This window comes from Novosphingobium sp., from assembly GCF_036820275.1.
Taxonomy (GTDB): domain Bacteria; phylum Pseudomonadota; class Alphaproteobacteria; order Sphingomonadales; family Sphingomonadaceae; genus Novosphingobium.
The window spans coordinates 1-22,130 of sequence record NZ_DAISLT010000021.1 but is presented as its reverse complement, the minus strand read 5'-3'; the positions used below and the strand labels follow the sequence as shown (position 1 = coordinate 22,130).

The following is a 22,130-nucleotide window of genomic DNA, read 5'->3' as shown; positions in this document are numbered from 1 at the left end:
CATCAGTCCCAATTGTATTTTGGGAGATAGGGCCATGGCAGATGGCGACACCAAGGAAATGAAGGACTCGGCACGCAAGTACTGGTCCTCCGAAGGCTACACCAAGGGCGGCGTGATCCGCGAGGTAGACTATGCCACCCAGTCCGGCGGACTCGATCCGTCGCTGGAAGGCATCAAGATCGTCGATACCGACACCCACCTCAGCGAACCGCCGACGCTGTTCACCGACCGTGCGCCGGTCGGTCTGAAGAGCAAGATGCCGTTCGTGAAGCGCGATCCCGATGGCGTCGACCGTTGGTACATCGGCGACCGCAACTGCGGCTCGCTGGGCGGCAACGTGATCCGCAAGGACAACAACAAGCTGCTCGGCCGCCTGGCCTTCCCGACGCTGGAAGAGGCGCATCCGGGCGGTCACGAGATTGCCCCGCGTCTTCAGGCGATGGACGACATGGGCGTCTATGCGCAGATCTGCTTCCAGAACTCGGGTGTCACCCAGGCGGGCATGCTGATGACCCTGGGCGACGACGATCTCGCCGTCACCATCATGAAGACGTTCAACGATTTCAACGCCGACTATCAGCGTGATTCGGGTGAGCGCCTGTTCCCGATGGCGCACCTGCCGTTCTGGAACAAGGCGGAGATGGAGAAGGAAGCCCGCCGCTGCATCGATATGGGCCTGCGTGGCTTCGTGCTGCCCGACACGCCCGAGCGCGTCGGCGTGCCCAGCTTCAACCACGAATACTGGACGCCGTTCCTGGAGATGATCGACGCCGAGGGCATCTCGCTCAACTTCCACCTCAACGCCGCGATCGACCCGAACACGCTGACCTGGGAAGGCTTCCAGTTCGAACAGACGCTATCGGTGGTCGCCACGATGTTCTCGATTGGCAATGCGGCGACGCTGGGCAACTGGATGGTTTCGGGCCGTCTGGACCGCCACCCGAACCTCAAGATCGGCCTGATCGAAAGCGGCATGGGCTGGGTGCCCTTCGCAGTGGAGGCGCTGGAGCACCAGTTCCAGGAGATGCTGCCCAGCAAGCGCAACGTGCTGAAGAAGCAGCCCTGGGACTACTTCCGCGATCACTTCATGTGCACCTTCTGGTTCGAGAAGATCGCGCCCAAGTTGCTGCTGGAAACCATCGGTGTGGAGAACGTGATGTTCGAAACCGATTTCCCGCACCCCACGTCGCTCTATCCGGGCGTGCAGGAGCATATCAAGAACGTGCTGGGCGGTTACGACTTCGCCACGAAGAAGAAGGTGCTTCAGGACAACGCGGTACGGTTCTACAAGCTGCCGTTCTGACAGTCAAAATCTTGGACGAAAATGCCGGGGCGAGCGATCGTTCCGGCTTTTTTGATCCGGATCGGTTGCGTTTGTATCGCGGAAACTGTCGCCGAATTATTGATATTGATGATTTTTAAGGCAAAATGAGCAATCGTCGGGTTCTTGTCTATCGTCTCATGGTGCTGCCCCGCTCCTCGAGGAGATCGTGATGTTCATACTGCCGCTTATACTGCTGCAAGCCGCCGAACCGGCTAGCAAGGTTCCGCCTGTGCAGGTTTATGGTGTCGAGGACGAACTCGCGGACTCGATGGTTACCGTTACCGGGCGCAGTCTGCGCTCCACGGCGGCATCGCTGGAACAGTGCATCGCTCGGCACTGTCCACCGAAGGAAGATATCGCGAGTTCCATGGAGCACGCGGAGAACCAACTTATTGCGGGTCAGATCGAAGGCGCGCGCAAGACGCTTATCAAGGCGCGTTCGCGCAACAAGCGCTATGCCGAGAACCTCCCTCGCGAGGTGAGCGGCTTGCTCCAGTTCGATGCGGATGTCGCCTCGCTGCTCGGGATGCCCGATTACGGGCGGATCGCGACCTTCGATTCGATTGATGCTCTGAAAGCAGGTCTCCCGGCAAACGATCCGTCGATTTCCGCCAAACGCCTGGAAGTAGCGGATGTATTCCTGCGACAGGGCAAGTACCTGACGGCCGTTCGCATGTACGACTCCGTGGCCAAGCGTGCCGAGGAATCGGGATGGCCGGAGCTTCAGGGGGCAGCCATGTTCCGTTCCCTGCGCTTCTATGCCATGGCCGCCAGCGTCGATCGTGCCTATCGTAACGAAAGCAGGAGTCGCTACGCCGCTCTTCGTGAAACGACCGACCCCGCGATAAAACCCATGCGCGATGCGGCGCTGGTCCTGACAGCCAAGCTCGAACTCCTTTCCCGGAAGGATGCCGATGTGAATGCGGTCATGAAGGGACTGGCCGACGTGAAGGTTGCCTCACCGATCCTTGTCTATGCCCCACCGTTCGATTTGGGAAAGGCATCTTCCATGTCCATGGTCTATGTCACTCCGAGCATTTCCGCGGATCAGTGGGTCGATTTCAACTATCGGATCACGCCGGAAGGCGCGGTCGATGACGTGGAAATTGCGGCACAAGCGCCGCACGTGAAGAGCTGGCTCGTTACCAAGATGCAGGATTCGCTGGTGCGGCGGCGCTACGTTCCACTGGATCTTCCCACCGGCTCGTCAGGTATGTGGCGTCGTGAGCGTATGATGATCGTGGCGGATACTGCACCAGTCACCAATACCCATCTCAATATCAAGGCCGGGCCGCCCAGTTTGATGACGATGGACCTAACTTCTAAAGTGAAAGCGACGCCCTAACGGCAGAAATTCGCGCCGCTCGCTTCCAGGTGGAAGTGGTTCCGGTGGGCTTCGTTGTAGTCGGGGCCGAGCGTCGTGCCGAAGCGTTTGCAGGCGCTTTCGTGGACGACGCGCAGGAAGCGGCGTTCGGCGGGGGTGCCGTTGCTCCAATCATTAAGCACGCTGATGCGGCGGCCGTCGGCGAGGACGAAGCCGGAAACGTCGATGGCATTGGCGGTGGCATGGCCTGAGCGGCGCGCCGTGCCCGCGATATTACGGCAATTGTAGCTGCCGTACGTCTCGATCGAGAGGATGCGGCTGCCGAGGATCTGCTGCGCCGCGCGGTCCACGCCGTAGCGCGCCCAGGCGGCGAAGGGCGTCGCCGTCGTGCAGGTTACCGGGCCGAGGTTGGTGACGGACACCGTGGCCCGGTCGGTATTGAGGGCCGAGAGCTTTACCGTGCCGAGCGTCGAACAGCCGTTTCCATAGTATTTGTCCGTCACCGGCGTGAAGACGGCGTTCTGCGCATCGAGCGTCGCCATGCACTGGCGCAAGTCGCGCGAAACCGGCGGGGCGGCGGGGCGCGACTGGGCGGAGGGCCGCGAACCGCGTCCGCGTGAATGTTCGGGCCGATCGATACAGCCGCTCACAGCGGCGATGAGCGGCAGGGCGAACAGCAGTCGGTGCAGGCGAGGGCGGGGTTTCATCATCCGGCTCAAGCATCCGGGCCTTGGGTGAACCGGACCTTACCCATGCCCGGCGCGGGCTGGAATCGGCTGCGAACAGTTTTCCACCGGATATCGAACGTGCGGATTTCCGGGTGATTTGCGCAGCGAACGGCTGCGAAACGACCAAGCCGGGAAACGATCTGTCGCAAGGGGCCGGAGAATCGTTTGACAAATTTCCCGGCCTCTTTAGATGCGGCTCCGGGCCACGCGGTCCCAACGCCGCGCGTGCTCTCTGTAAGGAGAGTCAGAAATGACTGATGGTATTACGCTTCCCGCGCGCAAGCCTGCGCGTCCGCACTTCTCGTCCGGTCCCTGCGCCAAGCCGCCCGGATATGCCCCCGAAAAACTGAACACCGAAGCTCTCGGTCGCTCGCACCGCGCCAAGATCGGCAAGACGCGCCTCGCGTACTGCATCGATCTGATGCGCGAAGTTCTGCAGCTGCCCGACACGCATCGCATCGGTATCGTCCCCGGTTCGGACACCGGCGCCTTCGAGATGGCCATGTGGACCATGCTCGGCGCCCGCGGCGTGACCGCACTGGCCTGGGAAAGCTTCGGTGAGGGCTGGGTTACCGACGCCGTCAAGCAGCTCAAGCTGGAACCCACCGTGTTCCGCGCCGACTACGGCCAGCTGCCCGACCTCGACAAGATCGACTGGTCCGACGACGTGCTCTTCACCTGGAACGGCACCACCTCGGGCGTGCGCGTTCCGGACGCCAACTGGATCCCGGCAGACCGTGAAGGCCTGTCCTTCGCAGACGCCACTTCGGCGGTCTTCGCCTACGACATCGACTGGTCCAAGATCGACGTTGCCACCTACTCCTGGCAGAAGGTTCTGGGCGGCGAGGGCGGCCACGGCGTGCTGATCCTCGGCCCCCGCGCCGTCGAACGCCTTGAGAACTACACCCCGGCCTGGCCGCTTCCCAAGGTGTTCCGCCTTGTTTCGAAGGGCAAGCTGGCAGAGGGCGTGTTCAAGGGCGAGACCATCAACACCCCCTCGATGCTCGCCGTCGAGGACGCGATCTTCGCTCTGGAATGGGCCAAGGGTCTCGGCGGTCTCGAAGGGCTGAAGGCTCGTTCGAACGCCAATGCCCACGCGCTGGACAAGATCGTCGCCGAGCGTGACTGGCTTTCGCACCTCGCGGTCGACAGCGGCACCCGCTCGAAGACCTCGGTCTGCCTCTCCGTCGAGGGCGCCGATGCCGACTTCATCAAGAAGTTCGCAGCGCTCCTCGAAAAGGAAGGCGCGGCCTATGACGTCGCCGGATACCGCGATGCCCCTCCGGGCCTGCGCATCTGGTGCGGCGCGACCGTCGATACGGCCGACGTCGAGGCGCTCGGACCGTGGCTCGACTGGGCCTACGCGACCGTCAAGGCCGGCTAAACCATTCCACGTCGTCCCGGACTTGATCCGGGACCGCTGGCGGAGCCGAGTCCAAATCACCGGCGAAGCTCCGTCAACACTTCCACCGATCCCGGATCAGGTCCGGGATGACGAGTGAAGGATTAATTCCATGACCAAGCCCCGCGTCCTCATTTCCGACAAGATGGACCCCAATGCCGCCCGTATCTTCGAGATCCGCGGCTGCGACGTAGACGTCATCACCGGCGAGACCCCCGAGCAGCTGATCGCCCGCATCGGCAACTATGACGGCCTCGCCATCCGTTCGTCGACCAAGGTCACCAAGGAAATCCTCGCCGCCGCGAAGAACCTGAAGGTGATCGGCCGCGCCGGTATCGGCGTCGACAACGTCGATATCCCGGCCGCCTCGGCCCAGGGCGTCGTGGTGATGAACACGCCGTTCGGCAACTCGATCACCACCGCCGAACACGCCATCGCGATGATCTTCGCCCTCGCGCGCCAGATCCCCGAAGCTAACGCCCAGACCCAGCAGGGCCTGTGGCCGAAGAACGGCTTCATGGGCGTTGAAGTCACCGGCAAGACGCTCGGTCTGATCGGCGCGGGCAACATCGGCTCGATCGTCGCCAGCCGCGCGCTGGGCCTGAAGATGAAGGTCGTCGCCTTCGATCCGTTCCTCACCCCGGAACGCGCCGTCGAAATGGGCGTGGAAAAGGCCGATCTCGACACCCTGCTCGAAAAGGCGGACTTCATCACGCTGCACACGCCGCTGACCGACCAGACCCGCAACATCCTCTCGGCCGAGAACCTGGCCAAGACCAAGAAGGGCGTGCGCATCGTCAACTGCGCCCGCGGCGGCCTGATCGACGAAGCCGCGCTGAAGACCATGCTCGACAACGGCCACGTCGCCGGTGCCGCGCTCGACGTGTTCCAGACCGAGCCCGCCAAGGACTCGCCGCTGTTCGGCACGCCGAACTTCATCTGCACCCCGCACCTCGGCGCCTCGACCACCGAAGCGCAGGTCAACGTGGCGCTTCAGGTTGCCGAGCAGCTGGCCGACTTCCTGGTCAACGGCGGCGTTACCAACGCGCTCAACATGCCGTCGCTCTCGGCCGAGGAAGCGCCGAAGCTGAAGCCCTACATGAAGCTCGCTGAAATGCTGGGCTCGATGGTCGGCCAGCTGACCCGTGATTCGGTCCCCCGCATCTCGATCCATGTCGAGGGCGCTGCCGCCGAACTGAACCAGAAGCCGATCACTGCCGCCGTGCTGGCCGGTTTCATGCGCGTCCAGTCGGACACCGTGAACATGGTCAATGCGCCGTTCCTCGCCAAGGAGCGCGGCCTTGAAGTGCGCGAAGTGAAGACCGAGCGCGAAGGCGACTACCACACGCTGGTGCGCGTTTCGGTGAAGACCGAAGCGGGCGAGCGTTCGGTGGCAGGTACGCTGTTCAACAACCGCGAACCGCGTCTGGTCGAGATGTTCGGCATCAAGGTCGAGGCCGAACTGGCCGGTGACATGATGTACATCGTCAACGAGGACGCGCCGGGCTTCATCGGCCGCATCGGCACCCTGCTGGGCGAGAACGCGATCAACATCGGCACGTTCAACCTCGGTCGCCGCGACACCGGCGGTGAAGCCGTGCTGCTGCTCTCGGTCGACAACGCCGTGTCGGAAGACGTGCTCAAGGCGGCCAATTCGCTTCCGGGCGTGAAGACGGTCAAGGCGCTCAAGTTCGTCTGATCTGACGGATTACAGCTCCCAACGGAAGGGGCCGGTATCTTCGGATGCCGGCCCCTTTTCTGTTTCTGGAAGAGGCACTTGCTGTTCCGCTGAATGTACGTCATCCCACGGACATGGCGGCATTCGAAAATCTTGACGGTGACGACGACTGGGACGAAGGCTTTGCCGGAGACCTTGTCGGATGCACGTTGCTGGCGGGCCTTACCTTCGTCGATCACGACGATGCTCTGGTCCGGCGGCAACAGATATTCGGCAAGGTGGAATCGGTTGACCGCGCGGACGGCATCGCGCTCCGTTGCCATGTAAGCGACGAACTGGTGATGCTCGCACCCATTCTCGATGCCATCGAACCGGGGCAGCCGGGGATCTATCAGCTTTCGGACGCCGACGAACAGGTGGAGGACCCGGATTTTACGGTATTGCTGACCGTGCGAAACCCGCTCCGCCACTGATAAGGCGGGACGCGGCGCCTGAAAGGAGGGCGCCGCGGAGTTGGAGCCTACTGCTTAGGCTGCCCCATGGGTGCTTCGCCGCCGCGCGGCGGCATTCCGCCGGCGCCGCCGCGGCCGCCACCCCTGGGGCGCAGTTCCTGCATCGAGAGGTAGCCGTCCTTGTCCGTATCGGCGGCTTCGAACTTCGCGCCTTCGTAGGCGAGCAGTTCCTCCAGCGAGACACCGGCGTCGTAATTGGTGTTGGCCTTGGCGATCAGCGTGCCGGAGATCGGCTCGATCACGTCGGCCAGCATGCGGTCGTCGTCATCCTTGCCGAAATCGGGCGCGACCACTTCGAGGACTTGCCCGGCACGGGCGCCCAGCGCTCCGCGTTCGTCGATGGCGACCGAACCCATCTGCTGCTGCCAGGCGGTGAACTCGGCGATCGAGATGGTGCCGTCGCCATTGGCGTCGACTTTGGCGAAGCGGGCCTTGATCGCCGCATCGCGCCGGGTGTTCACGAGGGCGTGGAATTCCTCCAGCGTCACCAGTCCGTCGCGGTTGGTGTCGGCGTCGCGGAACATGGCGGTGACGATCTTGTCGTAGTGTGCGCGGGAGATCGGCTTGGGCATACGGGGCCTGCCGCCGCCGCCCGGCCCGCCGGGAGGACCGCCGCCGGGACCACCCCTGCCTCCGCCACCCATCCCGCCGCCGCCTATTCCTCCGGCCATTCCTCCCCCCATTCCTCCCATGTCGTCGCCGCCCATCTGGGCGTGGGCGGGCGTCTGGAGCAGCAGCAGGGGCAGGAGAAGCAGGGAAATCTTGCGCATGGACCTCGACCGTTGTTCGCAGGGCTGGGCGCAAGGCGGCCGCGCGCTTTGAGCGCGACGCATGCCTGGCGGTCCGGCCCATGCAGGAAATGGGCTGTGACTGGTTGTCTCGTCCCGCCAGACGATCAGGTCGGGATAGCCTGATGGCCGACGGTTGTTGACAGGAAATTTCACGCAAATTGTCGCAGGCTTTCGCTTTCGAGCGGCGCAAGCCCGGATAGCCGCAGGTGGCGTTCGACATTTGCCGCCCGTGCGGTTAAGGGCGCCACCATCATGCAGGACAACGACCGCGATCTCTTGCCCGAAGGACTGGGCGACCGTCTTCCTCAGCAGGCCTCGGCCTCGCAGCAGGTGCGCCGCATGGCGCATGACGTGCTGGCGAGCCATGGCTACGAGCGCGTCGAAACGCCGCTGATCGAATTCGAGAAGGCGCTCGCGCATCGCATGGCGGGCGTACAGGTGCGGCGCATGTTCCGCTTCGTCGATCCCGTTTCCATGCGGATGCTGGCGCTGCGCTCGGACATGACCGCGCAAATCGCCCGCATCGCCGCCACCGGCCTGGCCGAGGCGCCGCGTCCGCTGCGGCTGTCCTATTCGGGGCAGGTCTGCACCATCAAGGGCGACGGCCTCGATCCGCGCCGTGAACGCCTCCAGCTCGGCGCCGAACTGATCGGCACCGATTCGGTTTCCGCTGCCGCCGAGATCGTCGAACTGGCGATCGAGGCGCTGCGTGCCGCCGGGGCGACCGGGATCTCGGTGGACTTCACCATGCCCGATCTCGTCGATACGCTCTCGGAAGAAGCGCTGCCGCTGCCGGAAGCCCGGATCGAGGCTGTGCGCCAGATGCTCGACGCCAAGGACGCGGGCGGGCTGGTGGATGTGGGCGGCGAAGCCTATCTGCCGCTGCTCTACGCTGTCGGCCCCTTCGCCAGTGCCATCGAGCGGCTTGCTGCCTTCGATGTGGGCGGGGCGCTCGCCAGCCGCATCGCAGGTCTGCGCGAGATTGCCGCGCGCGTCGGCGACAAGGCCCGCATCACCCTCGACCCCTCCGAACGCCATGGTTTCGAATATCAGTCGTGGTTCGGCTTCACGATCTATGCCGAGGGCATCTCGGGCAGCCTCGGGCGTGGCGGCACCTATCGCATTCTCGGCCAGACCGGACACCATCCCGAATCGGCGACGGGCTTCTCGCTTTATCCCGATCCACTGGTGGACCTGCTCGCGGCCGAACCGCAGGCACAGCGCAAGCTGTTCCTGCCGCTGGGCCATGATCCTCGCGTAGCCGGTCAGCAGCGCGCGATCGGCTGGGCGACCGTGGCGGCGCTCTCCGAAAGCGACGATCCGGTCGCGCTGGGCTGTTCGCACAAGCTGGTGAACGGAGAGGCCGTCGCGCTCTGATACTCCATTTGCGTCGTCCCGGCTGCGATCCGGGGCGACGGAGTGGGTCTACCCTTGACGAGCCATGCGCCTTGCCACTAGGGCGCGGGCGAAAAGCCGGGGCACTTCTGCCCCAACGCAAATCCATATCGCCGAGTCCTGTCGAAGGGCGTTATTGGATCCACCGTGGCAGGGTGGAGGAGTATATCCATGGCCAACGTAACCGTGATCGGTGCCCAGTGGGGCGATGAGGGCAAGGGCAAGATCGTCGACTGGCTGGCAAGCCGCGCCGATGCCGTCGTCCGTTTCCAGGGCGGCCACAATGCCGGCCACACGCTGGTCGTCGGCGACCAGGTCTACAAGCTGAGCCTGCTGCCTTCGGGCATCGTCACCGGCACGCTGTCGATCGTCGGCAACGGCGTCGTGCTCGATCCCTGGCACCTCAAGTCCGAAGTCGAGAAGCTGCGCGGCCAGGGCGTCGAGATCAATCCCGACAACTTCGCGATTGCCGACAACTGCCCGCTGATCCTGCCGCTCCACCGCGACCTCGACAGCCTGCGCGAATCGGCTGCCGGTTCGGGCAAGATCGGCACCACCGGCCGCGGCATCGGCCCGGCTTATGAAGACAAGGTCGGCCGCCGCGCCATCCGCGTCTGCGATCTGGCCCATCTCGATGCGCTGGAGGCCCAGCTCGATCGTCTCTGCGCCCACCACGACGCGCTGCGTGCCGGTTTCGGCCAGCCGCCGGTCGACCGCGAGGCACTGATCGAGGAACTGCGCGAGATCGCGCCGTTCGTGCTCCAGTTCGCCCAGCCCGTGTGGAAGCGCCTGAACAAGGTCCGCAAGGCCGGCGCCCGCATCCTGTTCGAAGGCGCGCAGGGCGTGCTGCTCGATGTCGATCACGGCACTTATCCGTTCGTCACCAGCTCGAACACGGTTTCGGGTACGGCGGCTTCGGGTTCGGGCCTCGGCCCCGCCGCGACGGGCTTCGTGCTCGGTATTGTCAAGGCCTACACCACCCGCGTCGGTTCCGGGCCGTTCCCGACCGAGCTGGAGGACGAGACTGGCCAGCGGCTCGGCGAGCGTGGTCATGAGTTCGGCACCGTCACCGGCCGCAAGCGCCGCTGCGGCTGGTTCGACGCGGTGCTCACCCGCCAGTCCTGCGCGATCTCGGGCGTGACCGGCATTGCGCTGACCAAGCTCGACGTGCTCGACGGCTTCGAGAAGGTCCGGATCTGCACCGGCTACCGTCTGAACGGCAAGGTGCTGGACTACTTCCCCAGCCACGCCGCCGACCAGGCGAAGGTGGAGCCGATCTACGAGGAAATGGACGGCTGGCAGGGCACCACCGCCGGCGCCCGTTCCTGGGCCGATCTGCCCGCCCAGGCGATCAAGTACATCCAGCGCGTGCAGGAACTGATCGAGACACCGGTGGCGCTGGTTTCGACCAGCCCCGAGCGCGAGGACACCATCCTCGTGCGCGATCCTTTCCAGGACTGATCGAATGCGGCGCGGGACATTTCTCGCGCCGCTTTTGCTTTTGCCGTGGGTGGGGCCTGCGAAGGCGGAACCGCCTTTGGAGCTTCCCCCGATCGACCTGATCCGCGTGCAGAAGGCGGCGCGGACGATGGAACTCTGGTCGGACGGCCGGCCCGTCCACGTCATTGCGCATATCCAGCTGGGCGACGAGCCCAGCGGCCCCAAACGCTTCGAAGGCGACGAGCGTACGCCCGAAGGCCGCTACGAAGTCGACTGGGGCAATCCGAGAAGCGCCTATCACCTCTCGCTCCATATCTCCTACCCCAATGCACAGGACCGCGCCTACGCGCAGGCGCGGGGGCGCTCAGCCGGGGGAATGATCATGATCCATGGCCAGCCGAATGCCTTGCCGGTGGGCCGGGTTCCCGGTGACTGGACCGATGGCTGCATCGCCGTGTCCAACGCCGAAATCGAGGCGCTTTACGAGTCGGTGCCGGATGGCACGCCGATCGAGATAAATCCCTGAAAATTCAGCGGGACGCCGTTCGCTTCCTCTAAAATTGATGCAGATTGCATTCCACGAGGGACGACGGGCGTTTTCAGGAATTTAATCCTGCTCTAGGGATGTGTACGAGGATAGGAAGCCGCAGCCGGGAATCGGCATGATCGCCTTGTGCGCGGCTCGTGCTCACGCTCGCGATCGGAGCACCGGCGGGGTCTATCGCCGGGTTTCGGTCAGTGGATCAACTATGCCGCACCTTTGCGGGTGCGCCGCGGTCGGAACGTCTCGATGCTCCCCCAAACCATCCTCAACGACGAGCAGGGCCGCCTGGCGGCGCTGCGCAATCTCGAAGTGCTCGACAGCGCGCCCGAGGAAGCGTTCGAGCATGTCGTCTCGCTGGTGCGCGCGGTGCTCAACGTGCCGATGGCCGCCGTCACCCTGATCGACGCCGACCGCCAATGGTTCAAGGCGCGCAGCGGCATCGGCGCGGCCGAGACGCCGCGCAACGTCTCGTTCTGCACCCATGCGATCCAGCAGACCGATCCCTTCCTGATCTCCGACGCGCGGCTCGATGCCCGCTTTGCGAGCAACCCCTTCGTTACCGACGATCCCAACGTGCGCAGCTATGCGGGCATCCCGCTGCTGACGCCGGAAGGCTACAACGTCGGCGTGCTCTGCGCGATCGATGACAAGGTACGCGACTTCAACGAGGCCGAAGTCGCGATCCTCGGCAACTTCGCGCGCATCGTCATGAACGAACTGGAACTGCGCCGCATCGCCGAGCGCGACCAGCTGACCGGCGCGCTCACCCGGCGCGGCTTCGTGGACAAGGCGAAGCAGGAAATGGACCGCTTCCGCCGCTACGGCCGTCCGAGCTGCCTGGTGCTGATCGATCTCGATCACTTCAAGCTGGTCAACGATACCCACGGCCACCCGGCCGGGGACGCGGTGCTGCGGGAGATGGCCGCCACCGTTGTCGGCTCCACGCGGCCGGTCGATTTCCTCGGCAGGCTAGGGGGCGAGGAATTCGCGGTGCTCCTGCCGGAAACCGGGCCTTCCGAGGCGCTGGTGGCGGTGGAGCGGTTCCGTATGACTCTGGCTCAGCACGATATCGCGCTGCCCGGTGGATCGACGATCCGCGTTACCGCCAGCTTCGGGATCGCGCCGTTGAGTGAGGCGATTGCGACGGTGGAGGACTGGCTCGCGGCGGCGGATGGGCCGCTCTACGCTGCCAAGCGGGGTGGGCGGAATCGGTGTGAATTGTTGCATTGACGGAAGAAGGAAGACCCGGGGGATGATCCCCCGGACCCTCGGAATGTCGATCTTGCGCACGACCTGTTCGTAGTGCGCTCCCTGCGGCGCAGCCAGAATGTCTCCCGACGCGGCCATGGGCGCGCAACGGGTCGGTGGCGCCTGACCTCGACAGTACCGGGGTGCAGGGGCGATGGCCCCTGCTTTTCCCTTGTTCTTCAATCGAACCGAAACGCCGAAATCGCCGTCTTGAGCACAAGGTCCGAATAGACCTTCTCTCCCGCCCCTTGCGCGGTCCCGGCAACCACCATCAGCGGCAGCAGGTGCTCCTCGCGCGGGTGGGAGAAGCGGCCGCCGGGTGCTTCGGCCCAGTGCGCCAGCGCTTCGGCGCGGGTTTCCACATCGGCTTCGGCAGCCTGGGTGAGCCACTGGTCGAAGGCCAGCGAAGGCTCGGTCGAGGCCGGATTGCCGTAGCCGCGCATGTTGTGGAAGCTCATGCCGGAACCCAGGATCAGCACGCCTTCGTCCCGCAGCGGCGCTAGCGCCTGTCCGGCGGCGAGGTGCAGGGCCGGGTCGAGCGAGCGGTCGAGCGACATCTCCACCACCGGCACTTCCGCCTCGGGCCAGGCGACCTTGAGCGGGACGAAGACCCCGTGGTCGTAGCCGCGCTGTGGGTCCGGCGCGGCGGTGAAGCCCGCCTCGCGCAGGAGCCCGCTGGCGCGGGTCGCCAGTGCGGGTGAGCCGGGCGCGTCGAAACGCAGTTCGTAGGTGTGCTGCGGGAAGCCGTAGTAGTCGAACAGCAACTGCGGGTGTTCGGCGCCGGTGAAGGCGAAGCCTTCGGTTTCCCAGTGGCCGGAGACGACGAGGATCGCCTTGGGCGGTTCGGGCAGGCGCTCGGGCAGGCTGCGCAGGAACTCGGCCATCGAGGTCCAGTTGCCTTGCGGGTCCGGCATGAAGAAGCAGGGACCGCCGCCGTGGGGGATGAAGAAGCTGGGTTGGCGGGTCATGGCGTGTTTTTCCTTCAGTTGCGCCGGGTCGGGATGAGCGCGTGGGCGCCGTCACCGATCAGGGCCAGGACGAGGAGGGCGATCGACCAGAACGCGGGATATTCCCAGCCGCCGCCCTTGGAATCGAAGAAGAAGCCGTTGGCGCCGTGGACCATGACGATGGTGCCGAGCAGCAGCGGGATCAAGGCCAGCGCGACGGCGCGGGCATAGATGCCCAGGATCAGCGCAAGGCCGCCGAGCAGTTCCGCTGCCATCGTCACATAGGCCAGTGCCGGGGGCAGGCCGAGGCTGCCGAAGAAACCGGCCGCCCCGGCAGGCGTGAAGACGAACAGCTTCAGCGCGAAGTGGGCGAGAAACAGTACGCCGAGCGCGACGCGCAGAACGAAAACGCCATAGGGCGCGGTCGAGGAGATGCCGGAATTCGTGGAAGCCGTCGAAGTCATGGGGAGATTTCCTTTCGAAGACCCATCTAGACCTTCACTCCCTTGGTGATAATCATGCTGTTCGTTGAATGACTTTATACCAAAGGTGTTGAATGGATCGACTCAAGGGCATCGAGGTCTTCGTGAAGGCGATCCGGCTCGGCGGACTCTCGGCGGCGGCGCGTGATCTTTCGATGTCGCCCGCCATGGCGGCCAAGCACCTGAACGCGTTGGAACAGCGGCTGGGCGCCACTCTGGTGAATCGCACCACCCGGCGGCTGGCGCTGACCGAAGTGGGGACGGCCTATCTCGACAAGGCCGAGCGCGTGCTGGCCGAACTGGAGGACGCCGATGCCGAGGCGATGGCCCAGTCGGCGGCGGTGGAAGGCCTGCTGCGCGTTTCCGGTCCGGCGGCTTTCGGCAGTGCCTATCTCGTCGATCTGGTGACCGAGTTCCATGCGCGCCATCCTGCCGTGACGGTCGAGCTTGGTCTCAACGACCGCGTGGTCGACCTGCTGGAAGAGCGCTGGGACGTGGCCGTGCGCATCGGCCGGTTGGCGGACAGCAATCTCGTCGCGCGCAAGCTGGCGCCGGTGCGCATGGCGGTCTGCGCCGCGCCCGACTATCTCGCAAGGCGCGGGACGCCGCGTTCGATCGACGATCTCGCGCAGCACGATTGCCTCGGCTACACGCTGAGCAACGAGACCGGCGCCACGCGCTGGGGTTTCGGTCGCGACGGCAGCCGCGCGGTGGCGGTGCGCGGCGCGCTCCATGCCAACAACGGGCAGGTTCTGGCGCAGGCGGCGGTGGCGGGGATGGGCCTCGTCTATGGCCCGCGTTTCTTCGTGGACCGGGCGATTGCCGAAGGGCGACTGGTGGAACTGGATCTCGGCGCGGAACTGCTCGATCTCGGCGCGGTCCATGCGGTGACGCACCGCACCCGGCGCCCGGCAGCCAAGACGAGGGCGTGGATCGACTTCCTCGTCCAGCGCCTGCCCGCCATGGCCAGCGACTGGTAATTCCTTCCTGGAGCCGGAAGGGCGGGCCTCAGAAGTCGATGGCGATGCCGTTGCGCACCCAGTCGCCGTAGCGGGTGGGGGAAATTCCGTCGGGGTCCTGCTCTTCCTGCTCTGGCGAGGTCTTTGCAGTCTCGGCCGCAGGCGCGGGGTCGTTCGTCCAGTGGGCGGGCTTGGTGAAGCCTTCGGGCCGCTTGGTGGCGCGCTGTGTCATCAAGCCCATGTGGTGGAGGTGGCGTCAAAACGCAATCCGCTATAGGGGCAGCGCATGGACATTCCCGGCCTTCCCGCGCGCCGTGCCGCGCTCAACCTTATCGATGCCGTGCTGCGGCGGGGCGAAACGCTCGACCAGGCGGGCGGCTCCGCCCTCGCGCGGATCAATGGAGACGCCGACCGGGCGCTCGCCCGCGCCATTGCCGGCGAAGTTCTGCGCTGGCGCACCGACCTCGACGAACTGATCGACAGCGCCACGCGCCTGCCGCTTGCCCCCGATGCCAAGGCGCGCGCGGTGCTCCAGATCATGCTCGCGCAGGTCCTGCGTCTTGAGACTCCCGCGCACGCGGTGATCGCCACCGGCCTGCCGCTGCTGATGGGCGGCCCGCGCCGTCTGGCGCACGGGGTGTTCTCCACCCTGACCAAGCGCGAAATCACGCTCCCCGAAGCGCCCAGCCTGCCCGAGGACGTGGCGGGCCGCTGGGGCGCCCGCGTAGAGGCGATCGCCGCCGGTCTCGCCGAACCGCCGCCGCTCGATCTCGCTCTGCGCGATCCGGCGCAGACCGCCGAATGGGCCGAGCGCCTCGGCGGCACCTCGCTGATGCCGGGCCATGTCCGCCTTTCGCGCGGCACCGCAGTCGAGCATCTCGAAGGCTTCCGCGACGGCGCCTGGTGGGTGCAGGATCTGGCTGCCAGCCTGCCCGCGCGGCTGCTGGGTGCAGGCGAGGGCAGGCGCGTGCTCGACCTCTGCGCCGCGCCCGGCGGCAAGACGCTGCAACTGGCGGCAGCAGGCTGGCAGGTCACTGCGCTCGACAACTCCAAGCGCCGCCTCGAACGCCTGCGGGAGAACCTCAAGCGCATCGGTCTCGAAGCCGACGTGGTCCAGGCGGATGCCCTGATCTGGGAGCCGGAGGAAAAGTTCGAGGCGATCCTGCTCGACGCCCCCTGCACCGCCACGGGCACCGCACGCCGTCACCCCGACGTGCTCCACCGCATTGGCCCGCGCCAGATCGAGGACATGACCGCGATCCAGGAAAAGATGCTGGAACGGGCCTCGGGCTGGCTCAAGCCGGGCGGGCGGCTGATCTATGCGGTCTGCTCGATGGAAGTGGAAGAGGGCGAGGAACAGGCGGACAAGGTAGCGCTGACGCCGGTGCCGGTCGCGGCTTCGGAACTGCCCGAGGGGCTTGTCCCGACGGCGGAAGGCTGGTTGCGGACCGATCCGGGGATGCTGGCCGAGGTCGGCGGTCTGGACGGGTTCTTCGTTGGGCGTTGGCAGAAGTAAAGGGGAAGACCGGGGGATGATCCCCCGGACCCTCGGAATGTCGATCTTGCGCGCTGCCTAGCCGTTGGGCGCCTCCTGCGGCGCAGCCATCATGTCTCCCGACGCAGCCATGGGCGCGCAACGGGTCAGTGGCGCCTGACCTCGACAGTACCGGGGTGCAGGGGCGATGGCCCCTGCTTTCTCCCTTGTTAAACCGCGACAGCGCGCCGACGACGCCAGAACACCAGCGCGCCAAGGCCGAGTGCAAAGAGGCCGACCATGCCCGGTTCCGGAACATCGGTCGGACCGCCGGAAGACCCGCCCGAACTGGTCGAGCTGCCCGGATCGCCCGGCGTATAGCCGCCGGTATAGGTGCCGACGTGCATCTCGCCGTTCTGGACGAGATTGCCGAACACCGCCGAGCCCTGGATGTAGTTCGAGGTCGTCGCATCTGCACCCGGTGCGAGGACCGAGCCGCCCCAGGCCGTGCTCAGCGAGAGGTTCTCGGCCTCGTGGAAGTTCCACACGACATGTTCGCCGAGGTTGGCGGTGCCGCCCAGGAAGTTGTCGTCCAGCTTGATCGACTTGCCCGAGACGTTGACGATCGCGGTGTCCGCCCCGTTGAGGTTGAACTGGATCTCGCCGATCTTGTCGAGGTCGGCGGCGGAAATGTTGAACACCGCCACGCCGTTCGCATCGGGCTGGGCGTTGAAGGTGCCGCGGTTGCCGCTGATGGTGAGCTGGCTGTTGGCGGTTTCGGTGCTCATCGAATGGCTGAGGCCTTCCATCGAGGTTTCGATGAGGCTCTTCTGCTGCGAGAGGTTCTGCGCGAACTGCGGGTCGCTGGTGGCGAGGCCCGAGGTTACGGTGTTGTTGTTGACGTTGGTGTTGCTGATCGTCCCACCGACCTGAACCGTCTGTGCCGCGCCGTTGAGGTTGAGGCCGCTGTTGACATTGCCGCCGACGATCGCGCCCGAGCCGTTGTTGAGGTTCTTGTGGCCGCCGTTGACGTCGCCCACCACGGTCAGCCCCGGCGTTCCGGTCGAGGACGCGGGCAGGGCGGTGATCTGGTAGTTCGAGGCATTGCCGTCGAGATTGCCGCCTACGAAAGTGCGGCCCTCGACCTCGGAGGAAGAGGTCAGGTCGCCCAGCACCACGAGGTTCCAGGTCTTCAGCACGTCGATTCCGGCGATCATGCCCGAGGACGCGAGCACCGGGCTGGCCGCGAATGCTATGGCGGCGACTGCGACGGAAAGCGACAGCTTGCGGAATGGGGGCATGGAGGGAACTCGCCAATGGAACGGATCGATAGGCAAGCTAAGTACGTGTTTCCGAGGCTTTGGATATGGCCCGTTTCGCCGTGTCTCATGGTGAGACACGGCGAAGGCGAATGCCTTACGCGGAGTTAACGGCGCGATCTTGCGCTTCGTCTCCGGCGTAGAGCCGTTTTTCAGGTCAGGCCTTGACCTTGTTCTGGAAGCTCTTGCGCAGCTTCATCAGCTTGGGCGGGATCACCGCGAGGCAGTAGGGGTTCCGCTGGCCTTCGCCGTCCCAGTATTCCTGGTGGTAGTCCTCGGCCGGATACCATTCGTCGTTCTGCTTGCCGTCCGCGAAGCCCTCGATCGTGGTGACGACCTTGCCGCCGTTGTCCTCGTTCGAGCGGGCGACGGCCGCTTCGGCCTCGGCGGCCTGGGCATCGTCCAGCGGGAAGATCGCCGAACGGTACTGGGTGCCGACGTCGTTGCCCTGGCGGTTGAGCTGCGTCGGGTCATGGGTGCCCATGAACACGTCGAGCAGGTCGCCGTAGGACAGCACCGAAGGATCGTAGTTCACCCGGATCGCCTCGGCATGGCCGGTGGTGCCTTCGCAGACCTGCTTGTAGGTGGGGCTGGGCACGGTGCCGCCGATATAGCCGCTTTCCACGGAATCCACGCCGATGACGTCGCGGAACACCGCCTCGGTGCACCAGAAGCACCCGCCTGCAACGATTGCCGTTTCCATTGTCTCAGTAGTCCTCATGAGGGGGAATTTTGTCGCTAGATAGGTACACTTGAGCGGCTTGTCATTGGGCGGGCGCAAACTAGGTTCAGTCCCGACCGGAGTTCCACGGGAGAATCGATATGCGCCGCGCCCTGATCGCCCTTTCGTCCCTGCTTGGCATGATCGCCATGCCCGCGGCCGCGACGGCAGCCGAAGAGAGTACCGAGGCGGAAGCCTGCAAGGGCTGCGAGGCGCTGCTCGAACTGGCGGCGTCCAATCCCTCGCGCAAGGAAGACCGTGCGCGCGACCAGTATCGCCATCCGGTGGAGACCCTGAGCTTCTTCCGCGTCGCCCCGACCATGAAAGTGGGCGAATATGCGCCGGGCGGTGAATGGTACTCGCGCCTGCTCGGGCTCTATCTCGGCCAACAGGGCCATCTCGTGGGGCTTTACTTCAATCCCGAGGCTCCGGCCTTCAAGCCCGAGACGAAGGACGGCATCCGCAAGGGCGCGGCGAGCTATCCGGCGGATGTCGCCAAGTTCACCGGCCTGCCTGCGGACAGGTTCGCCGCCTACACCCTCGGCGCGATCCCCGAAGGCGAGAAGGGCACGTTCGATGTCATCATCGTGCCCCGGATGATGCACAATCTGCTGCGCTGGAACATCGCCAGCAGCGAGTTCGCGGCCATGCGCGACCTGCTCAAGCCTGGCGGGTTGATCGGCGTCGAGCAGCATCGCGCCCGCCCGGACGCGCCCGCCGCCTATGCCGACGGTTCGAAGGGTTACTTGCGCGAGGCCGACGTGATCCGCTTCATGAAGGACAACGGCTTCGATCTCGTCGCCCAGTCCGAGATCAGCGCCAATCCCAAGGACACCGCGAACTGGCCGGACGGCGTTTGGACCCTGCCGCCCACGCTGGCACTCAAGGACAAGGACCGCGAGAAGTACCTGACGATCGGCGAGAGCGATCGGATGACCCTTCTGTTCCGCAAGCGGGACTGATAAGGGCGCGCCCATGACCGAAATCACCGTTGCCGCCCTCCAGCTCGCGCTCAATTCCGCCGACGAGCGCGAGAACATCGCCGCCGTCTCCACGCTGGTGGAGGAAGCTGCCACCAAGGGCGCGCAGATCGTCCTGCCGCCCGAGCTGTTTTCCGGCCCCTACTTCTGCAAGACCGAGGAAGAGGAGCTTTTCGCGATCGCCCGCCCGACCGAGGAACACCCCTCGGTAATCGCGATGAAGGCGCTGGCGAAGGCGCTGAAGGTCGTCATTCCCACCAGCTTCTTCGAGCGCGACGGTCACCACTACTACAACACGCTCGCCATGATCGGCACCGACGGCGAGATCATCGGTACCTACCGCAAGAGCCACATCCCCGACGGCCCCGGCTATGAGGAGAAGTACTACTTCCGCCCCGGCAACGACGGGTTCAAGGTCTGGGATGTACTGGGCACCAAGGTCGGCATCGGCGTGTGCTGGGACCAGTGGTATCCCGAATGCGCCCGCGTGATGGCGCTGATGGGCGCGGAACTGCTGTTCTATCCCACGGCGATCGGCTCCGAGCCTTATGATGCCACGCTCGACACCAGCCGCATGTGGCGCCGCGCGATGGTGGGCCATTCGGTGTCGAACTGCATGCCGGTGATTGCCGCCAACCGCATCGGCATCGAATCGGAATGCGGCACCGAGCAGACCTTCTACGGACACTCGTTCATCACCGACGAATGGGGCGATTACGTTGCCGAGTTCGGCAAGGAAGAGACCGGCGTTCTGGTTTCCACGCTCGACCTCGCGCGCGCTGCGAAGCACCGTGCGGGCATGGGCTTCTTCCGTGACCGCCGCCCGCAACTCTACACGCGCATCGCGCAGGATATCTGATACAAGCTCCGGTAGTTACGGCATAATCGGGGGCATCCGTCTTGGCCAAGCATCAGTATCTCGTCGCGCTCGGCTCCAACATGCGTCACCCGCGCCACGGCGCCCCCCGCAAGGTGCTCGCTGCGGCGCTGCGGGCGCTCGACAGCGGCAAGTACGAGGTGCTGGCCGCCTCGCCGGTGATCGAGAGCGCGCCGGTGGGACCCTCGCGCCGCCGCTATGCCAACGGCGTGGCGCTGGTGCGCAGCAAGCGCGAACCCGACGAGATGTTGCACAAGCTCCAAAAGGTCGAACACAAGTTCGGCCGCAAGCGCCTCGGCCAGGCCTGGGGATCGCGGGTGCTGGACCTTGACCTTGTACTGTGGAGTGGAGGCCCCTGGGCGGGCGGCGAGGGCGAGGAAAGCCTGATCCTGCCGCACCCCGAGTTCCGTAAAAGAGACTTCGTACTCGGCCCGGCGCGCGGGATTGCAGGATCTTGGCGTGATCCTTTGACAGGTCTTACGATTAATCAGCTTCATGCCCGCTTGACCAAGCCGCGCCCTGCCCCTAGGTGACCCCTTCCGCAGCCGCTTCGCCGGCTGAACCCGGCAACGGGGGCCCTTAGCTCAGTCGGTAGAGCAACTGACTTTTAATCAGTAGGTCGCTGGTTCGAACCCAGCAGGGCTCACCACCTTTTCCAACAGTTTCGGCAAAGGTGAGCGGGGTGCGCGGAGCGCTTCCCACCGTATTCCCCTTTTTGTGCGTTACGACTTGCCCAGCGGTTTTGGTCCGCTGGACGACTATGGCTGCATCTGGAAAACCCCCGCTTTCCAGAAGGTAGCGTTGTGTCGATCGTCTGATCGATTGCCAACGTCGATCTTGCCGAGCTCTGACATGCTTCAGGAATGCCATGCCCGGAAGGCACGGCCCTCATCTCTACATCGCAGGAATCAGTACATGCCCGATCAGCACAACGCCAATACCCAACTGCCTGACGTCATGCTCGATGCCGTGAGGCTCGGGATGTCAGGTGCCATCATCGCTGCATTTCCGGTCACGGTCGCAGACATCCAGCGCGCTGCGGAGGGCGTAGAGGGAGCCGAGGTGACGACTTTCGGGAATCCCAACCGACTGCAGATTTCCATTGCCATCGAGGAAGAAGATGGACCGACGCTTGGTGAAGCGGTGCTCGACCTTCGCTTCCAGCCTGGTTCCAGCCCGCTTCGCCTTAGTGACCAGACATCTCTGACCATCAACCCGCAGAAGTGGCTGCGTGAACAACTCGGCGGAGAGGAAGGTTGCGGCCCCCTGGGCCTTGATGGCAACAGCAATGTTCTGGGGGCGAGAGTGGACATTCCGGAGCTCCTCGAACAGGCTCTCGACCTCGCCGACGAGGTCTTATCCCTTTGCCTATACCAGCTCGATCGGTCGCTCCCCGAAGGAGCTGAATGGCGGTGGAACGGGTTTTGGATCAAGGCCGCTGAGGCGTGTCGGGACATTGAAACCGACGATGCGGTGCAGTTGGTTCGTCGCGCGCAGCACGCAGCCATGACGGGAGCGGTTCTGGCGGTCCGGAAGCGGTACACACCGGTCTGCGAAGATGGCAGTGGGCCGATCACGTTGCGATGGGTTTTGGGGAAGACCAAGCATGAGTTCAAGGTCTACGCGAAGCGGTCCGACTTGGTGCGTGTCGAGCTGGCCAGCCGACACAGGTCTGCTGTGTGTAACCTTGCAGGGGACCGCCCGCGTACCGCAGAGCCAAGTGGCGTCCGCGCGCTCCTGAAGCAGTTTGCGATCGATGCTGTCGGAGAGGTCGAACGGTTGGACGAGCACGTGCGTCAGTCGGTGACATCGACGCCGGACACCGTTGGCTTGTTGACGGAACTGCTGCTGCTGGTGAACCTTGCGGCAGGCAACGGGCGTGGTCGTGGTCCTGCTCCAGACTCCATTTCGATCGAAGGCGCACGACATGCCCTGGCTGGGCTGCTGCAGGCTGGAATGTTCGATGCCCGCACCACCCGGCGAGG

At 64.9% G+C, this 22,130-nt stretch carries 22 protein-coding genes and 1 tRNA gene; 16 read left to right on the top strand and 7 right to left on the bottom strand.

The genetic code is table 11. The features are described 5' to 3' along the window. The first annotated feature begins 34 nt into the window (after positions 1-34). Positions 35-1,303 carry an amidohydrolase family protein gene (locus V7066_RS16620; protein WP_334184100.1) on the top strand — a complete coding sequence of 423 codons (1,269 nt, stop codon included), beginning with the start codon at positions 35-37 and terminating at the stop codon, positions 1,301-1,303. A 190-nt stretch (positions 1,304-1,493) separates the two neighbouring features. Next, complete coding sequence (locus V7066_RS16615; RefSeq protein WP_334184099.1) at positions 1,494-2,669, top strand: hypothetical protein; 1,176 nt, start codon at positions 1,494-1,496, stop codon at positions 2,667-2,669. Here V7066_RS16615 and V7066_RS16610 read toward each other — a convergent pair. After that, a complete protein-coding gene (locus tag V7066_RS16610; RefSeq protein ID WP_334184098.1) occupies positions 2,666-3,358 on the bottom strand; it encodes an extensin-like domain-containing protein in 693 nt (230 codons plus the stop codon). The genes V7066_RS16615 and V7066_RS16610 overlap by 4 nt on opposite strands. Positions 3,359-3,626: 268 nt before the next feature. On the opposite strand from V7066_RS16610, the gene V7066_RS16605 reads away from it, so the two are divergent. The 3 genes from V7066_RS16605 to V7066_RS16595 all read left to right on the top strand — a co-directional run bounded on the left by V7066_RS16605 (position 3,627) and on the right by V7066_RS16595 (position 6,929). Further along, positions 3,627-4,760 (top strand): phosphoserine transaminase, encoded by a 1,134-nt coding sequence (locus tag V7066_RS16605; RefSeq protein WP_334184097.1) that lies wholly within the window; start codon positions 3,627-3,629, stop codon positions 4,758-4,760. A gap of 130 nt (positions 4,761-4,890) precedes the next feature. After that, positions 4,891-6,477: a phosphoglycerate dehydrogenase gene (gene serA, locus V7066_RS16600; protein WP_334184096.1), complete on the top strand. Its 1,587-nt coding sequence runs from the start codon at positions 4,891-4,893 to the stop codon at positions 6,475-6,477. Positions 6,478-6,590: 113 nt separating this feature from the next. Beyond that, the gene (locus tag V7066_RS16595) at positions 6,591-6,929 is read left to right on the top strand and encodes a hypothetical protein (protein ID WP_334184095.1); all 339 of its coding nucleotides are present in this window, start codon (positions 6,591-6,593) and stop codon (positions 6,927-6,929) included. A gap of 47 nt (positions 6,930-6,976) precedes the next feature. Here the strand turns inward: V7066_RS16595 and V7066_RS16590 are convergent, their stop codons facing one another. Beyond that, a complete protein-coding gene (locus V7066_RS16590) occupies positions 6,977-7,738 on the bottom strand; it encodes an EF-hand domain-containing protein (RefSeq protein ID WP_334184094.1) in 762 nt (253 codons plus the stop codon). Between the two features lie 273 nt (positions 7,739-8,011). On the opposite strand from V7066_RS16590, the gene V7066_RS16585 reads away from it, so the two are divergent. From V7066_RS16585 to V7066_RS16570, 4 genes are all read left to right on the top strand, one after another. Next, positions 8,012-9,136 (top strand): ATP phosphoribosyltransferase regulatory subunit, encoded by a 1,125-nt coding sequence (locus V7066_RS16585; protein WP_334184093.1) that lies wholly within the window; start codon positions 8,012-8,014, stop codon positions 9,134-9,136. A gap of 189 nt (positions 9,137-9,325) precedes the next feature. Next, a complete protein-coding gene (locus tag V7066_RS16580; protein ID WP_334184092.1) occupies positions 9,326-10,615 on the top strand; it encodes an adenylosuccinate synthase in 1,290 nt (429 codons plus the stop codon). A 4-nt stretch (positions 10,616-10,619) separates the two neighbouring features. Then, a complete protein-coding gene (locus V7066_RS16575) occupies positions 10,620-11,120 on the top strand; it encodes a L,D-transpeptidase family protein (protein WP_334184091.1) in 501 nt (166 codons plus the stop codon). Positions 11,121-11,384: 264 nt separating this feature from the next. Continuing rightward, positions 11,385-12,368 (top strand): GGDEF domain-containing protein, encoded by a 984-nt coding sequence (locus tag V7066_RS16570; RefSeq protein WP_334184090.1) that lies wholly within the window; start codon positions 11,385-11,387, stop codon positions 12,366-12,368. A 197-nt stretch (positions 12,369-12,565) separates the two neighbouring features. Here V7066_RS16570 and V7066_RS16565 read toward each other — a convergent pair whose 3' ends face one another. Further along, positions 12,566-13,354 (bottom strand): DODA-type extradiol aromatic ring-opening family dioxygenase, encoded by a 789-nt coding sequence (locus tag V7066_RS16565; RefSeq protein ID WP_334184089.1) that lies wholly within the window; start codon positions 13,352-13,354, stop codon positions 12,566-12,568. A 14-nt stretch (positions 13,355-13,368) separates the two neighbouring features. Further along, entirely contained in the window at positions 13,369-13,797 is a 429-nt protein-coding gene (locus tag V7066_RS16560) for a DoxX family protein (protein WP_334184088.1), read from the bottom strand. 92 nt (positions 13,798-13,889) lie between these two features. Here V7066_RS16560 and V7066_RS16555 point away from each other — a divergent pair, with 92 nt between their 5' ends. Beyond that, on the top strand, positions 13,890-14,795 hold the full coding sequence (locus V7066_RS16555; RefSeq protein ID WP_334184087.1) for a LysR family transcriptional regulator: 906 nt from the start codon (positions 13,890-13,892) through the stop codon (positions 14,793-14,795). Between the two features lie 28 nt (positions 14,796-14,823). Here V7066_RS16555 and V7066_RS16550 read toward each other — a convergent pair whose 3' ends face one another. Then, entirely contained in the window at positions 14,824-15,006 is a 183-nt protein-coding gene (locus V7066_RS16550; RefSeq protein WP_334184086.1) for a DUF1674 domain-containing protein, read from the bottom strand. A 54-nt stretch (positions 15,007-15,060) separates the two neighbouring features. Here V7066_RS16550 and V7066_RS16545 point away from each other — a divergent pair, with 54 nt between their 5' ends. Next, a complete protein-coding gene (locus V7066_RS16545; RefSeq protein WP_334184085.1) occupies positions 15,061-16,290 on the top strand; it encodes an RsmB/NOP family class I SAM-dependent RNA methyltransferase in 1,230 nt (409 codons plus the stop codon). A 188-nt stretch (positions 16,291-16,478) separates the two neighbouring features. On the opposite strand, the gene V7066_RS16540 is transcribed toward V7066_RS16545, so the two are convergent. Continuing rightward, positions 16,479-17,549, bottom strand: coding sequence for a choice-of-anchor A family protein (locus V7066_RS16540; RefSeq protein WP_334184084.1), 1,071 nt, complete (start codon positions 17,547-17,549; stop codon positions 16,479-16,481). A gap of 175 nt (positions 17,550-17,724) precedes the next feature. After that, the gene (msrA, locus tag V7066_RS16535; RefSeq protein ID WP_334184083.1) at positions 17,725-18,270 is read right to left on the bottom strand and encodes a peptide-methionine (S)-S-oxide reductase MsrA; all 546 of its coding nucleotides are present in this window, start codon (positions 18,268-18,270) and stop codon (positions 17,725-17,727) included. A 119-nt stretch (positions 18,271-18,389) separates the two neighbouring features. Between msrA and V7066_RS16530 the strand changes: the two genes are divergently transcribed. The 5 genes from V7066_RS16530 to V7066_RS16510 all read left to right on the top strand — a co-directional run. Further along, positions 18,390-19,250, top strand: a complete 861-nt coding sequence (locus tag V7066_RS16530; RefSeq protein WP_334184082.1) for a class I SAM-dependent methyltransferase — start codon at positions 18,390-18,392, stop codon at positions 19,248-19,250. A gap of 13 nt (positions 19,251-19,263) precedes the next feature. Next, the gene (gene aguB, locus V7066_RS16525) at positions 19,264-20,127 is read left to right on the top strand and encodes an N-carbamoylputrescine amidase (protein ID WP_334184081.1); all 864 of its coding nucleotides are present in this window, start codon (positions 19,264-19,266) and stop codon (positions 20,125-20,127) included. Positions 20,128-20,168: 41 nt separating this feature from the next. Continuing rightward, entirely contained in the window at positions 20,169-20,678 is a 510-nt protein-coding gene (gene folK, locus V7066_RS16520) for a 2-amino-4-hydroxy-6-hydroxymethyldihydropteridine diphosphokinase (RefSeq protein WP_334184080.1), read from the top strand. Between the two features lie 40 nt (positions 20,679-20,718). Further along, positions 20,719-20,794 (top strand) — tRNA-Lys (locus V7066_RS16515). Positions 20,795-21,060: 266 nt separating this feature from the next. Further along, the coding region (locus V7066_RS16510) for a hypothetical protein (protein WP_334184079.1) at positions 21,061-22,130 on the top strand (1,070 nt) is incomplete at its 3' end.